At 65.2% G+C, this 14,230-nt stretch carries 14 protein-coding genes; 7 read left to right on the top strand and 7 right to left on the bottom strand.

Features of this window, described 5'->3' with window-relative positions; genetic code table 11:
* The first annotated feature begins 175 nt into the window (after nt 1-175).
* Nucleotides 176-832: a TetR family transcriptional regulator gene (locus tag P3C50_RS15740; RefSeq protein ID WP_074679290.1), complete on the top strand. Its 657-nt coding sequence runs from the start codon at nt 176-178 to the stop codon at nt 830-832.
* An 81-nt stretch (nt 833-913) separates the two neighbouring features.
* Here the strand turns inward: P3C50_RS15740 and P3C50_RS15735 are convergent, their stop codons facing one another.
* From P3C50_RS15735 to P3C50_RS15725, 3 genes are all read right to left on the bottom strand, one after another.
* The gene (locus P3C50_RS15735; protein WP_074679292.1) at nt 914-1,096 is read right to left on the bottom strand and encodes a hypothetical protein; all 183 of its coding nucleotides are present in this window, start codon (nt 1,094-1,096) and stop codon (nt 914-916) included.
* A gap of 339 nt (nt 1,097-1,435) precedes the next feature.
* Nucleotides 1,436-2,452 (bottom strand): zinc-binding alcohol dehydrogenase family protein, encoded by a 1,017-nt coding sequence (locus tag P3C50_RS15730; protein WP_275546728.1) that lies wholly within the window; start codon nt 2,450-2,452, stop codon nt 1,436-1,438.
* A gap of 20 nt (nt 2,453-2,472) precedes the next feature.
* A complete protein-coding gene (locus tag P3C50_RS15725) occupies nt 2,473-2,766 on the bottom strand; it encodes a putative quinol monooxygenase (protein ID WP_275546727.1) in 294 nt (97 codons plus the stop codon).
* A gap of 107 nt (nt 2,767-2,873) precedes the next feature.
* Here P3C50_RS15725 and P3C50_RS15720 point away from each other — a divergent pair, with 107 nt between their 5' ends.
* The 6 genes from P3C50_RS15720 (at nt 2,874) to P3C50_RS15695 (ending at nt 8,808) form a co-directional block, all read left to right on the top strand.
* The gene (locus P3C50_RS15720; protein ID WP_275546726.1) at nt 2,874-3,788 is read left to right on the top strand and encodes a LysR family transcriptional regulator; all 915 of its coding nucleotides are present in this window, start codon (nt 2,874-2,876) and stop codon (nt 3,786-3,788) included.
* 96 nt (nt 3,789-3,884) lie between these two features.
* Nucleotides 3,885-4,271 (top strand): DUF2946 domain-containing protein, encoded by a 387-nt coding sequence (locus tag P3C50_RS15715; protein ID WP_275546725.1) that lies wholly within the window; start codon nt 3,885-3,887, stop codon nt 4,269-4,271.
* Between the two features lie 81 nt (nt 4,272-4,352).
* Nucleotides 4,353-5,753, top strand: a complete 1,401-nt coding sequence (locus tag P3C50_RS15710; RefSeq protein WP_275546724.1) for a PepSY-associated TM helix domain-containing protein — start codon at nt 4,353-4,355, stop codon at nt 5,751-5,753.
* A gap of 45 nt (nt 5,754-5,798) precedes the next feature.
* The gene (locus P3C50_RS15705) at nt 5,799-6,290 is read left to right on the top strand and encodes a copper chaperone PCu(A)C (RefSeq protein WP_275546723.1); all 492 of its coding nucleotides are present in this window, start codon (nt 5,799-5,801) and stop codon (nt 6,288-6,290) included.
* On the top strand, nt 6,290-6,664 hold the full coding sequence (locus P3C50_RS15700) for a DUF2946 family protein (RefSeq protein ID WP_275546722.1): 375 nt from the start codon (nt 6,290-6,292) through the stop codon (nt 6,662-6,664). Before P3C50_RS15705 ends, P3C50_RS15700 begins: the two co-directional genes overlap by 1 nt.
* 59 nt (nt 6,665-6,723) lie before the next feature.
* On the top strand, nt 6,724-8,808 hold the full coding sequence (locus P3C50_RS15695) for a TonB-dependent copper receptor (protein WP_275546721.1): 2,085 nt from the start codon (nt 6,724-6,726) through the stop codon (nt 8,806-8,808).
* A 135-nt stretch (nt 8,809-8,943) separates the two neighbouring features.
* On the opposite strand, the gene P3C50_RS15690 is transcribed toward P3C50_RS15695, so the two are convergent.
* The 4 genes from P3C50_RS15690 to P3C50_RS15675 form a co-directional block, all read right to left on the bottom strand.
* Nucleotides 8,944-9,891, bottom strand: a complete 948-nt coding sequence (locus tag P3C50_RS15690) for an adenosine deaminase (protein WP_275546720.1) — start codon at nt 9,889-9,891, stop codon at nt 8,944-8,946.
* Between the two features lie 206 nt (nt 9,892-10,097).
* On the bottom strand, nt 10,098-11,057 hold the full coding sequence (locus P3C50_RS15685) for a 2-oxoglutarate and iron-dependent oxygenase domain-containing protein (protein ID WP_275546719.1): 960 nt from the start codon (nt 11,055-11,057) through the stop codon (nt 10,098-10,100).
* 230 nt (nt 11,058-11,287) lie between these two features.
* On the bottom strand, nt 11,288-12,370 hold the full coding sequence (locus tag P3C50_RS15680) for a BMP family ABC transporter substrate-binding protein (protein ID WP_275546718.1): 1,083 nt from the start codon (nt 12,368-12,370) through the stop codon (nt 11,288-11,290).
* A 321-nt stretch (nt 12,371-12,691) separates the two neighbouring features.
* Nucleotides 12,692-14,047, bottom strand: a complete 1,356-nt coding sequence (locus tag P3C50_RS15675) for an 8-oxoguanine deaminase (RefSeq protein WP_275546717.1) — start codon at nt 14,045-14,047, stop codon at nt 12,692-12,694.
* Nucleotides 14,048-14,230 lie beyond the last annotated feature (183 nt).

Below are 14,230 nucleotides of genomic sequence, written 5' to 3'. Positions count from 1 at the left end.
GAACCTCGTTTTATCGAATCATGGCCCAAGGGGCGAAGGGGACGAAGGCAGGGGAAAAAATGGATGGAGGAATATACCTACGTACGTGAATGTTTGTAAATGCCTAAAGCTGCCTGCATACTCTCGCCCGTCCTTCCTTACCGAAGGGTTACGGCAATGCGACAGCAGGTGACAGATGGCCAGAAGAACCAAAGAGGAAGCGCAGGCGACACGGGTGCAGATACTCGATGCCGCCGAGCGGGTGTTCCATGCCCAAGGCGTTTCCCGTGCGTCTCTGGCTGAGGTGGCGAAAGAGGCTGGTGTCAGCCGCGGCGCCATCTATTGGCATTTCGAGAACAAGATAGACCTGTTCCAGGCCATGCTCGAACGTCTGCGCCTGCCGCTCGAGGAGCTGGCGCGAGCCAGCGAGAGCGAGGACGAGCCGGACCCGCTGGGCTGCATGCGTGAGTTGCTGATCAAGGCGCTGACGCGTCTGGCCAGCGAGCCGCAGACCCATCGCATCCACGACATCCTGCGTTACAAGTGCGAATACACCGGTGAGCTGCTCGGTCTGCGCGAGCGCATGCAGGCGCTGAGCCTGGAATGCGATCAGCGCATCGCCAAGGCGCTGAGCAACGCGGTCAACAAGGGCCAGTTGCCGGGCGAGCTGGACTGCGCGCGTGCGGCCGTCTGCTTGCATGCCTATATGGAAGGCATCGAGGCCAACTGGCTGCTGGTGCCCAACTTCGACCTGGCGCAGCAGGCGCCTGCACTGGTCGATACCGTGCTGGACATGCTGCACAGCCCGGCGTTGCGCCTGACGCCGGGCGGTCAGGTGTCTGGCAAGGGGTAGGGTGCGTTGTGCGCATCAGGGGCTAGCCCGTTTTTTCGGTGCGCACAGCGCACCCTGCGACAGCGCAATCAGGGCTGAGCTTCAGCTCGCGCGGCGCTGTTCGGGCAGCTCCGGCAAACGATGTGGCGCGCGCAGTCGTGCTTCCAGCCTGGCGACGAACTGGTGCGCCTCTGCTTCGCTGCGAAAACTCACGCAATGTTGATCCAGGCGAACCTGCCACAGGCGTTCGCCGCCCTGGTTCTGCGGTTGGACGACAATCTTCATGCTGACCACCTCCTTGAGCTGCGACGAGTCGTCGGCGCTACTTGGGGACAGTCAGGATAGTCCGCTTGCATGACCATTTTCTGATCTGGGTCAAACAGCCGACCAGCGTGACGGCCGCTTTGCGATAAGCGGTAGCGCGAGGGAAATGTGACTGGGCCGGGCGAGGTGGGGCTGAAGCAGAGAGGCAGGGTGCGCTGTGCGCACCAGGTACTAGCCGGTTTTTTCGGTGCGCACAGCGCACCCTACGACATCGCAATCAGGGCTGAGATTCAGTCTGTAGAGCGGGCCGGGCGGCGTTCCGTTTCAGCTCACCACACCGACCCAGCCCACCGTCGCGCCTCAAAAGCCTTCGAGCACGATCTTGCCCTTGGCCTTGCCACTTTCCAGCAGCGCATGAGCGCGACGCAGGTTGGCGGCGTTGATGGTGCCGAAATGCTCACCGAGGGTGGTCTTGATCACGCCGGCGTCGACCAGCCCGGACACCCGCTGCAGCAGGCGATGCTGCTCGATCATGTCGTCGGTCTGGTACAGCGAGCGAGTGAACATCAGTTCCCAGTGCAGCGACAGGCTCTTGCGCTTGAGCTGCATCACGTCGAGCGGTTGCAGCGGGTCATCAATCAGCGCCAGGCGCCCCTGCGGCTGCAGGCACTCGACCAGTTGCGCGTAGTGCTGGTCGGTCTGGGTCAGGCTGGCGACGTGGGTGACCTGGCCGACACCAATACGCGCCAGCTCTTCGCTCAGCGGCTTGCCGTGGTCGATCACGTGATGCGCACCGAGCTGGCGTACCCAGGCCTGGGTCTCCGGGCGCGAGGCGGTGCCGATCACGGTCAGGCCGGTCAGGCGCCGCGCCAGCTGGGTGAGGATCGAGCCGACGCCGCCGGCGGCGCCCACGATCAGCAGGCTCTGGCCCTGATCGGCCGAACCCTCGGCGATCTGCAGGCGCTCGAACAGCAGCTCCCAGGCGGTAATGGCCGTCAGCGGCAGCGCCGCTGCTTCGGCGAACGACAGGCTGGCGGGCATGGCGCCGACGATGCGCTCGTCGACCAGGTGCAGCTCACTGTTGGCCCCGGCACGGTCGATGGCGCCGGCGTAGAACACCCGGTCGCCAGGTTGGAACAGGGTCACTTCGCTGCCCACCGCCTTGACCACGCCAGTGGCGTCCCAGCCGAGCACCTTGGCCGCGCCGTGCTCAGGCGCGACACCCTGGCGGATCTTGGTATCGACCGGGTTGACCGAGATCGCCCGAACCTCCACCAGCAGGTCGTGCGCGCCGGGAGACGGGGCGTCGAGTTGCACGTCCTGCAGCGCTTCAGGATGGTCGGCCGGGAGGGATTGGTAGTAGGCAATGGCTTTCATCTGGTGGGTCCTCTCTGAGTTCAGGCAATGTGTTGCAGCGGGAGCAGATCGACGCCAATGAGCCGCTCGCCGAATGCGTGGGTGAAATGCAGGAAGTGGGGCGTTGCGCGGTGCTGGTCCAGCGCTTCGGCGTCGCGCCATTGTTCGACCATCACGAACTGATCCGTCGCTTGCTGGTTGCGGTGCAGCGCGTACTGCAGGCAGCCCGGCTCTGTGCGACTCGCGGTGACCAGGGCTTGCAGGCCTGCGGCCACTGCCTCGGCATGCCCCGGCAGAACGTTGATGGTGGCGATGAGCGTTAGTGCGCTGGTCATGACTGGTTCCGGTTTGGTGGCGGGAAGCCATGCTCGTTTATTTGTGTGGCGAGAAAAAGGAGGTGGTTATAGAGTCTCTTTCATCATTATTTTGAAAGTGAGCGGCCATGCTGCGTTTCGATGACCTGCAACTCTTCGTGCGGACCGCTGAAAGCGGCAGCCTGTCGGCCGCGGCGCGGCTACTCGATGTATCGCCGGCGGTGGCGAGCGCCGCGCTCAAGCGCCTGGAACAGCAACTGCAGGTGCGGCTGCTGGCGCGCTCGACGCGCAGCCTGCGCCTGACGCCCGAAGGCGAGCTGTATCTGGTGCACGCGCGCCTGGCCTTGCAGAGCCTGGAGGAGGGACGCCAGCAACTGGCCGGCAGCCAGGACGGTATTCGTGGTGTGCTGCAGCTTTCGGCGCCCTCGGACTTCGGCCGCAACACCCTGTTGCCCTGGCTCGACGAGTTCCAGGGCGAGCATCCGCAACTGCAGTTGCGCCTGCTGCTGGCCGACCGCGTCACCGATCTGTTTCGCGAGCCGGTAGATATCGCCCTGCGCTATGGCGCACCGGAAGACTCCAGCCTGGTTGCCCTGCCGGTGGCGCCGGACAATCGCCGCGTGCTCTGCGCCTCGCCGGCCTATCTTGCGCGGCACGGGACGCCGCAGACGGTAGAGGAGCTGCGCCAGCACAACTGCCTGCTGTACATGCTGCACGGCCGCGTGCATGACCGCTGGCGCTTCCAGGACGGCAAGCGCGAGATGGTCATGAACGTTGCCGGCAACCGGGTGTGCGACGATGCCGATGTCACCCGGCGCTGGGCCGTGGCCGGGCAGGGCGTGGTGTACAAGTCCTGGCTGGACGTGGCCGACGATGTCCGTGAAGGGCGCCTGCAGGTGCTGTTGCCCGGCTGGCTGGGCGAGCCGACGCCGCTGTATCTGGTCTGCGCACACCGGGCGCAACTGAGCAAGGCGGTGCATCTGCTGCGCGAGTTCCTCCAGGCGCGTTGCGAGCGCCTGCTGGCGGCGGCGCCCTGGCGTTGACGATAAAGTGCCGGGCGCCTGCTAAACTCCCTACCAGGCCGCTGCGGCAACGTACCGCAGTGTCGCGCTGCCATCCTCTGTTTAGAGTCACGCTCCATGAAACTGGCCCGCAAAGACCGCTCACTGACCGCCTGGGTGCTGTACTTCAGCATTCTGTTCAGTGCGTTCGTCTGCGCCATCAGCCACGGCCAGATGGCCGGCATGCAGCTCAGCGGTCTGGACGGGCAGTACTGTTCGTTCGAGGGCAACTTCGGCGCAGGGGCTGATCTGGACGGCTCCGGTATCGTCGCGCCGAACCCGGCCACCGGCTCCAACTGCGCCCTGGCCAGCCTGTTCAGCGCCATCATTCTCGCGGCCTTCTTCGGCCTGCTCGGGCTGCTGGCTGTCGAGCGCAGTTGGTCGCTGTCCGCGCTGCATCTGCCGCGTATCACCCGTTATCGCTGGCCTCCGGCCAATCCCCGCGCTTCTCCTCTCTTCGCCTGATCCGTCCGCCCGTTCCGGGCGTCCCTATCATGCGAATGCCTGACCGCGCGTCCACGACCGCGGCGGGCTGGAGAAAGCTTTATGGCGTCTTCCCCCAATAGCACCGCACCTGCTCGTGAGCGTGTGGCCCCGTCTTTCTACAATCTGGCCTGGCGCTGGCATTTCTATGCCGGGTTGTTCGTCATCCCGTTCATGATCCTGCTGTCGATCACCGGGATGATCTACCTGTTCAAACCGCAGCTCGATACCTGGCTATACCCGCACCTGATGCTGGCGCCGGTGGCCGAGCAGCGCGTCAGCGCCGACCAGCAACTGGCATTGGTCGAGCAGCTGTACCCCGGTGCCGTAGTGAGCAAGTACCTGCCTCCGCTCGGCGAAGGGCGCAGCGCGCATTTCGTCATCGACAACAACGGGCGACTGCTCAACCTGTTCGTCGATCCCTACCGCGGCACCCTGCTCGGCGAGCAGGACGCGCAGTGGAACCTGCAGGCGGCAGCGCGCACCCTGCACGGCGACCTGATGATCGGCACCTTGGGTGATCGGCTGATCGAGTTGGCTGCCGGTTGGGGCATCGTGCTGGTGGTGTCCGGTCTGTACCTGTGGTGGCCGCGCGGCAACAACCCGGCCGGCGTGCTCTGGCCACGCCGGCATGCGCGAGGGCGCCTGCTGTGGCGCGACCTGCATGCGGTGACCGGGTTCTGGGGCTCCCTGCTGCTGATGTTCATGCTGCTTACCGGGATGACCTGGACCGGCTACTGGGGCGCCCAGTTCGCCGGCGCCTGGAACCAGTTCCCCGCGGCGATGTGGGATGACGTGCCGAAATCCGGGCAGCTTGCCGGCAGCCTCAACAGCAGCCGCGAGCAGACCGTGTCCTGGGCGGCGGAGGTCACGCCGCTGCCGGCATCCGACCCGCACGCTGCGCATCGCGGCCATGCCGGTCACGATCACGGCCCGGCGGCGCCACGCATCAGCCTGCAGCAGGTGGTCGACACCGCCGATGCGCGCGGCGTGCAGCGCGGCTACAGCATCAGCTTCCCGCAGGGGGCCACGGGCGTATACAGCATCGGCCTGTTCGCCGACGACCCGCGCAACGATGCCACCCTGCATCTGGACCAATACAGCGGCGAGGTGCTGGCCGATGTGCGCTGGGCGGACTACGGCCTGGTGGCGCGGGCTGTGGAGAGCGGGGTGAAGCTGCACGAAGGCAAGATGTTCGGCCTGGCCAACCAGATACTGATGGCGCTGGTCTGCCTGCTGATCATCTTCAGCTCGGTCAGCGGCCTGGTGCTCTGGTGGAAACGCCGCCCGGCCGGTCGCCTCGGCGTACCGCCGCTGCGCCATGACCTGCCACGCTGGAAGACCGCCATCGGCGTGATGATCGTGCTGGGCATGGTCTTCCCGCTGGTGGGCGCCTCGCTGTTGCTGATGTGGGCGCTCGACCGCTGCCTCTGTCTGCTGCCCAGAACCCGACTTGCCAATTGAAGAAGTGCCATGATTTTTGACGATACCCACCTGGAGACAATCCATATGAACCTGCGCAAAACCCTGTTCGGCCTCGCTCTGATCCTCCCCGCGATGCTGGCCCAGGCCCACGAGTACGATGTCGGCCAACTGCATATCGATCACCCCTGGTCGCGCGAGATGCCGCCAGTGGCACCCACCGCTGCCGCCTACTTCGTCGTGCACAACAAGGGCAATGAGGCTGATCGCCTGCTTTCGGTCAGCAGCCCGGTGGCCGGCAAGGCCGAACTGCACGAGCATGCGCACGCCGATGGCGTGATGAAGATGCAGCAGGTGCAGGACGTGGCCGTTCCCGCTGGCGGCGAGGTGAAGTTCGAGCCCATGGGCTACCACGTCATGCTCTTCAACCTGAAGCAGCAGGCCAAGGCCGGTGAGCGCTTCCCGCTGACCCTGACCTTCGAGAAGGCCGGTAGCGTCGAGGTGGAAGTGGTGGTGCAGCAAGAGGCTCCGGCCGGCCATGACCATGCCGGCCACGGCGCGGACGAGCACCAGCACTGATGATGATCACGGCACGCAAGCGGACCTTCGCCGCCCATCTCGGGCTGCTGGCGTTGGTCCTCGCGCTGCTGGCGCCCCTGGCGTCGCAACTGCGTGCCGAGCCGGCCGACTGGCGCTGGCTGAGCGAGCTGACCTGTCACGAGGGCGCTGATCCCGCTGCGCGTGCCAGCGATGTCAGCGAGCCGCTGCTGCAGGTGGATGCCTGTGGCTACTGTTCGCTGTTTTCCCATTGTCCTGCATTGGCAGACAGTTGCTGGTCGGTAGCCGGACGGTTGCCGCCGGCTCATGGAACTGGCGCAGCGCTGCCGCTATCGCCGCGCACTGACCCTCACTTCCCCCGTGCGCTGTCACGCGCACCGCCCATGCGCGCCTGATTTCTCTTCAGCGAGGGCTGGACCGCCCTTATTCGCAAATCGACCATTCAGGTATCCGCATGTCCGTTTCCTTCATTCCGGGCCGCACTTGCGTGCGCGCTCGTTTTCCCCTCTCTGCCCTGGCCATCGCCTGTGGCCTGTGCACCATCACCTCGCTGCATGCCGAGGAGCATGTGCATGAACTGCCGCCCACGGTGATCACGGCAATCCAGCAAAGCTCGCCGCTGACCGTGGTGGCCGATCCCAAGGACCCGCGTCAGCCGGTGCCGGCCAGTGATGCCGCCGATTACCTCAAGACCATTCCCGGCTTCTCGGCGATTCGCAGCGGTGGCAGCAACAGCGACCCGGTGCTGCGCGGCATGTTCGGCTCGCGTCTGCTGCTGCTCACCGACGGTGGCCAGATGCTCGGCGCCTGCCCCGGGCGGATGGACGCGCCCAGCTCCTATATCGCCCCGGAAACCTATGACCTGCTGACCGTGACCAAAGGCCCGCAGACGGTGATCTGGGGCCCCGGTGCTTCGGCCGGCGTGGTGCGCTTCGAGCGCGAGCCGGAGCGCTTCGGCGAGCTTGGCGCGCGCCTGCACGCCAGCGTGCTGGCTGGTTCCAACGGTCGCTTCGACCGCCTGATTGACGGCGCCGTCGGTGGCGAACAGGGCTACCTGCGGGTGATGGCCAACCGTTCGCATTCGGATGACTACGACAATGGTAATGGCGACACCATCGGCTCGCGCTGGGACAAATGGAACACCGACGTGGCGCTGGGCTGGACGCCGGATGCCGACACCCTGATCGAGCTCAGTGCCGGCCGTGGCGATGGCGAGGCGCGCTACGCCGGGCGTGGCATGGATGGCACCCAGTTCAAGCGCGAAAGCCTGGGTTTGCGCGTCGAGCGCAGCAACCTCGGCGGTGCGCTGGATAAGGTCGAGGCCAAGGTCTACTACAACTACGCCGACCACATCATGGACAACTTCCGCCTGCGCGTACCGGACCCGACCAGCATGATGGCCATGCCCATGGCCTCGCAGGTCGACCGGCGCACCCTCGGTGCCCGACTGGCGGCGACCTGGAAGTGGGACGACCTCGAACTGGTCACCGGTATCGATGCGCAGCGCAGCGAGCACCGTGGCCGCCGTTCCACCTACAGCATGATGACCGGCTACACGGACGCCGACCGTTTCCCCTGGGACAAGGACGCCCTGATGCACAACTACGGCGCGTTCGCCGAGGCCACCTGGAGCCTGGCCGAGCGTGACCGTCTGGTGAGCGGCGCGCGGGTGGATCGTGCCTCTGCCAAGGATTACCGGCAGAGTTTTCGCAGCATGATGGGCATGGCGCGGCCCAACCCGACGGCGGGCGAGACGCGTGCCGAGACCCTGCCCAGCGGCTTCGTGCGCTACGAGCATGACCTGTCCGGCTCGCCGACCACCCTCTACGTCGGCCTCGGCCATGTGCAGCGTTTTCCGGACTATTGGGAGTTGTTTTCCGCAGGGCTGAACGGCCCGGCCGGTTCGCCCAATGCATTCGACGGCATCGAGCCGGAGAAGACCACCCAACTCGACATTGGCATCCAGTACCAGGACGACAAGCTGCAGGCCTGGGCCTCGGCCTATGCCGGGCAGATTCGCGACTACATCCTGTTCGACTATCGCGGCATGGGCACCCAGGCCGACAACGTCGATGCGCGCATCATGGGCGGTGAGTTGGGCGTGGCCTATGCCTTCGCCGCCAACTGGAAAGCCGATGCGACCCTGGCCTATGCCTGGGGAAAGAACAGCCGCGACGGCGAAGCATTGCCGCAGATGCCGCCGCTGGAAGCGCGCCTGGGGCTGAGTTATCAGCGCGAGAACTGGAGCGCCGGCGCCCTGTGGCGTGTGGTCGACGGCCAGGGCCGCACCGCCGACGGGCGCGGCAACGTGGTGGGGCAGGACTTCGGCGACAGTGCCGGTTTCGGCGTGCTCTCGCTCAACGGCGCCTACCGCGTCAGCCAGCAGGTCAAGCTCAGCGCCGGTGTGGATAACCTGCTCGACAAGCGCTACGCCGAGCACCTCAACCTGGCGGGTGACGCCGGTTTCGGCTTCCCGGCCGAAACCCGCATCGACGAGCCGGGCCGCACGCTCTGGGCCAAGGTCGATTTCGACTTCTGAGCACCTGCCCAAGGCTGCTGCGCGTCCCCGCCTGTTCTGGTGGGGGCTGCGCCGAAATCTTTTGGGTCGGGAATGTGGGAGCGGACTGGTCCGCGAACGAAAAAGCTCGCGGACAAGTCCGCTCCCACAGGTGGTTTAAGCCAGGCGCGCGTCCAGGCTGTTCTGCGCCAGGCGCTTGGCCTGATCTTCGGTCATGCCCAGGTGCTCGTGCAGGGCGGCGAAGTTCTCGCCGACGTAGCCGCCGAAGTAGGCCGGATCGTCCGAGTTCACCGTTACCTTCACGCCGCGCTCGAGCATGTCGAGGATATTGTGCTGGCCCATGTGCTCGAACACGCAGAGCTTGATGTTGGACAGCGGGCACACGGTCAGCGGGATCTGCTCGTCGATGATGCGCTGCATCAGACGCTCGTCCTCGATGGCACGCACGCCATGGTCGATGCGCTTGACCTTGAGCAGGTCCAACGCTTCCCAGATGTACTCGGGCGGGCCTTCCTCGCCAGCGTGTGCCAGTGCGTGCAGGCCTTCGCTGCGCGCCTTGGCGAACACGCGCTCGAACAGCCGCGGCGGGAAGCCCTTTTCCGAACTGTCGAGGCCGACGCCGATGAAGGCATCGCGAAACGGCATGGCTTGCTCCAGGGTCTTGAACGCCTCTTCCTCGGGCAGGTGGCGCAGGAAGCTGAGGATCAGGCCGTGGCTGATGCCCAACTGCTTCTCACCGTCGAGCAGCGCTTGCTGGATGCCGCGCAGCACCACTTCGAAGGGCACGCCGCGGTCTGTGTGGGTTTGCGGATCGAAGAAGGGCTCGACGTGGATGACGTTCTGCGCCTTGCACTTCTGCAAGTAGGCCCAGGTCAGGTCGTAGAAGTCCTGTTCGGTACGCAGCACGTTGGCACCGGCGTAATACAGGTCGAGAAATTCCTGCAGGTTGTTGAAGGCATAGGCCGCGCGCAGGGCCTCGACATCGTTCCAGGGCAGGGCGATCTGGTTGCGTTCGGCCAGGGCGAACAGCAGCTCGGGCTCCAGCGAGCCCTCCAGGTGCAGGTGCAGTTCGGCCTTGGGCAGGGCGTTGAGCCATTCGGGCATGGTGGGTTCTCGTGGTCAGGCTTGGGTAACCGGTAAGTTTAACCGTTCGGACAGGATCGTGCTGCGCCGGCGGGCGGGGTTCCCCTTGTGGGAGCGATTTGTCCGCGAATGCCGGGCGTGTCTTGAGTATCCTGTAGGAGCGGATTCATCCGCGAATTTCGCGACTGAAGTCGCTCCTACAGTTGGCGGCGACGGCGGCTTCAGCCCTACGCCTCCTCGCGCCGATAGGCATAGGTATCGGCGAAGCGTGACAGCAGGTACTCGGCGCTGGTGACCGGTTGATACTTGGCCGGGTTGTCCGCGCTGGAGCAATTCGGCAGGCAGTCGATCAGCGTATCGGGATGCGGCTCGGCGAAGAACGGCATTGAGTAGCGATCCACTCCCAGCGGGCTGATCACCCGGTGCGGCGTCGAGGTATAACGATCGTTGCTCCAGCGCGCCATCATGTCGCCGATGTTGACCACGAAACTGCCGGCCATCGGCGGCGCGTCGATCCAATCGCCATTACGTGCGCGCACCTGCAGGCCGCCGGCATCGTCCTGGTAGAGCAGGGTGACGCAGCCGTAATCGGTATGCGCGCCGGCGCCCTGCTGTTCGGCGCTGCTGGCAGTATGGCGGGGTGGGTAGTGGATCATGCGCAGCACGCTGATCGGCTCATGAAAGCGCGCGTCGAAGAAGTCGTCTTCGATGTCCAGCGCCATGGCCATGGCGCGCAGCAGGGTCCTGGCCAGGTCCTGCATGTCGGCGTAATGGGCCTCCAGCAGTTCTGCCCAGCCCGGTAGATCCGGATGGCGATTCGGCCCGCGCAGCGGTTTGCCGGCCAATACCTCGGGGTGATCGGCGGGCAGGTGAAACCCCATGTCGAAGGTTTCCTTCAAATCGCTCGGCTTGCTCGGGTCGAGCTGCTCGGTGGCAATCGCCCCGTAGCCGCGGTGGTGAGCGGTCTGGGTGATGTCGATCCTGAGTTTCTCTTCGGCGGGTTGGGCGAAGAAGGTCTTCGCCGCACTGAGCAGGGCGTCGATGCGCTCGGTGCCGATGGGATGGCCGACGATATAGAAGAAGCCCCATTCGCGGCAGGCGCGGTCGATCTGTTCGGCGACGGCGGGCCAGGCTGATTCGTCGTTGCTGTAAAGGGGGACGATATTGATGATGGGTAGGCTGTTCATAAAAGCTCCGGGGTGTTGCTGCGAGTCTTCTCGTACCCAGGGCAGCGGAAAAGGACGCCTCTGGCGAAGCGTCCCCTTGATGCGGTTCTGCCGGTAGCAGGGACGGCATCTCTGTCAGTTCGTGGGAGGGGCTTTAGCCGCGAGCCATTTGCTTGTCGCGGCTAAAGCCCCTCCCACAAGGTTTAGCCGGTGGGGCGGGAGTAACCCGCCACAGGGCCGCGATGGCCTGTTTACTTCGGCATTTCGGCCTTCACGTTCTCCACGTAGTAGTTCATCGAGGCCAGTTCGGCGTTGGTCGCGCTGACGCCTTCGGCGATGCGCACCGCGCCGCTCTGATCCTTGATCGGGCCGGTGAAGGGGTGGAACGTGCCGCTGCGGATATCGGCGATGATCTGCCCGGCCTCGCTCTTGACGTCAGCCGGCACTAGGTCGCTGATCGGCAGGGAGACGGTGTCTTCGGCCAGGCCGCCCCAGAAATCCTGCGGCTGCCAGTTGCCGTCGATCACCGCCTGGGCGGATTTGACGTAGTGCGGGCCCCAATCGTTGACGATGGAGGTGAGCACGGCCTTTGGCCCGAAGTGGGCCATGTCCGAGGCGTAGCCGACGGAGTAGATGCCACGGCGCTCGGCGGTCTGGATCGGCGCCGGGCTGTCGGTGTGCTGGAACAGCACGTCCACGCCCTGGTCGATCAGCGCGTTGGCGGCGTCGGATTCCTTGCCCGGATCGAACCAGGTGTTGACCCACACCACCTTGATTTCGGTGCCCGGGTTGTACTTGTCCAGGGCCAGCTGGATGGCGTTGATGTCGCGGATCACCTCGGGGATGGGAAAGGAGGCGATGTAACCGATCTTCTTGGTCTTGGTCATCTTCGCCGCGAGGAAGCCGCCGACGTAGCGCCCCTCATAGGAGCGCGACAGGTAGGTGCCGACGTTCTTGTCCTGCTTGTAGCCGGTGGCGTGCTCGAAGGTCACCTTGGGAAATTGTTTGGCCACCTTGAGCGTCGGGTTCATGTAACCGAAGGAGGTGGTGAAGATCAGGTCGTAACCGCCCTTGGCCATGTTGCGGATGACCCGCTCGGCGTCGGCGCCTTCCGGCACGTTCTCGACGAAGCTGGTGGTGACCTTGTCGCCCATTTCCCTGATCAGCATCTGCCGGCCCTGTTCGTGCTGATAGGTCCAGCCATGGTCGCCGATGGGGCCGATGTAGACGAAGCCGACCTTCAACGGATCGGCGGCCGAGGCGCTGAGCATGGCGCCAAAACCCAGGGCGGCGACGAGGGTGCGCAGCAGCGGTTTCTTGCTCTTCTTGTGCATGGTGGGTGCAGCTCCAGTCTTGGTGTTGGGATGGCCTTTGGTTGGCTGATCCCATGACTGCAAAAAACTGACCAACAGGACAGATAGGCGTGCTGCTGCCGTTCTGGCTGCTGGCCTGGCTCGATGCTGGAGCTGGATTGGTGCGCGGTGTTGTGGTGTGCCGTGTTGTGGTGCGTTGCTCCTGGGCTCGCATTGATGAAACGACAGTCGCGGCTGAAGCCCCTCCCACAGGTCGGCGCTGTTTTTGTGGGAGGGGCTTTAGCCGCGACTCAGCCGGTAGGCTGGGCATCGCTGTGCTCGACCCAGCCTGTGTAACCGATGTCAGCCTGCGATCAGCTCACGCGCCGCCTGCCGGTGATCGGCAATCAGCTGCGCCACGTCCAGCCCTTCGATCTGCCCGTCGACCACTCGCCAGCTACCGCCGATCATCACCCGGTCGGCACGGTCGGCGCCGCACAGCAGCAACGCTGAAATCGGATCATGGCTGCCGGAAAAACGCAGCTCATCGAGCTTGAACAGCGCCAGGTCGGCCTGTTTGCCCACCGCCAGCTCACCGATATCGCTGCGCCCCAGCAGCTTCGCCGAGCCACGGGTCGCCCAGCCCAGGGCACGCTCCGGAGTGATCGCCTCGGCGCCGTAGCGCAGGCGCTGGATGTACAGGGCCTGGCGCGCTTCGAGAATCATGTTTGAGGCATCGTTGGAGGCCGAGCCATCCACGCCCAGGCCGACCGGCGCGCCGGCTGCTTCCAGGTCGTGCACGGGGCAGATGCCCGACGCCAGGCGCATGTTCGAGCAGGGGCAATGGCAGACGCCGGTGCCGGCGGCGCCGAGACGGGCGATTTCGTCCGGGTTGAAGTGGATGCCGTGTGCCAGCCAGGTGCGCGGGCCGAGCCAGCCGACGCTTTCCAGGTAATCGACGGTGCGCAGGCCGAACTGGCGCAGGCAATAATCTTCCTCGTCGAGAGTCTCGGCCAGGTGGGTGTGCAGGCGTACGTCCAGTTCGTCGGCCATTTCGGCGCTGGCGCGCATGATGTCGCGGGTGACCGAGAAGGGCGAGCAGGGCGCCAGGGCGATTTGGATCTGCGCGCCGTCGCCACGCTCGTGGTACTGGTCGATCAGGCGCCGGCTGTCAGCCAGGATCGCCTCGCCACTTTGCACCGTGTGCTGCGGCGGCAGGCCGCCGTCGTCCTCGCCCAGGCTCATCGAGCCGCGGCTGAGCATCGCGCGCATGCCCAGTTCGCGCACGGCCTCGACCTGCACGTCGATGGCATTCTCCAGGCCGCCGGGGAACAGGTAATGATGATCGGCTGCGGTGGTGCAGCCAGACAGCAGCAGCTCGGCCAGCGCCACCTTGCTGGCCAGAGCCAGTTTCTCGGGCGTGAGGCGTGCCCAGACCGGATAAAGCGTCTTCAGCCAGGGGAACAGCGGCTGGTTGACCACCGGCGCCCAGGCGCGGGTGAGGGTTTGGTAGAAGTGGTGATGGGTGTTGATCAGGCCCGGCAGCACGACGTGCTCGCGGGCATCGAAAACCTGCTGGCAGGGCGCTGAGGGTTGCTGGCCGGCGGCGAGCACTTCACTGATGCGGCCATCGGCGATCATCAGGCCGCCGGCAGCGTCCAGGTCGTTGGCGGTGAAGATGGCGAGCGGGTTCTTGATCCAGATTCGGGTAGCAGCCATGAGTGGCTCCTCTGAGGTTGATGTCAGGTAAGCCAGCTCAGTGTTGACCCTGTCTGCTGATCCAGGTTCGTCGGAAAAGACGTGCGGGGACGATAGCTGACTCCGAGGTCAGGAGCAATAAGGCTGTCGCGGCTAAAGCCCCTCCCACAGATTGGTGTAGTCCTTGTGGGAGGGGCTTCAGCC

The sequence above is a fragment of the Pseudomonas sp. Marseille-Q0931 genome (assembly GCF_940789645.1).
In the GTDB taxonomy this organism is placed as follows: domain Bacteria; phylum Pseudomonadota; class Gammaproteobacteria; order Pseudomonadales; family Pseudomonadaceae; genus Aquipseudomonas.
Note: the sequence above shows the minus strand (reverse complement) of the source record. Positions and strands in the feature narration are given on the sequence as shown.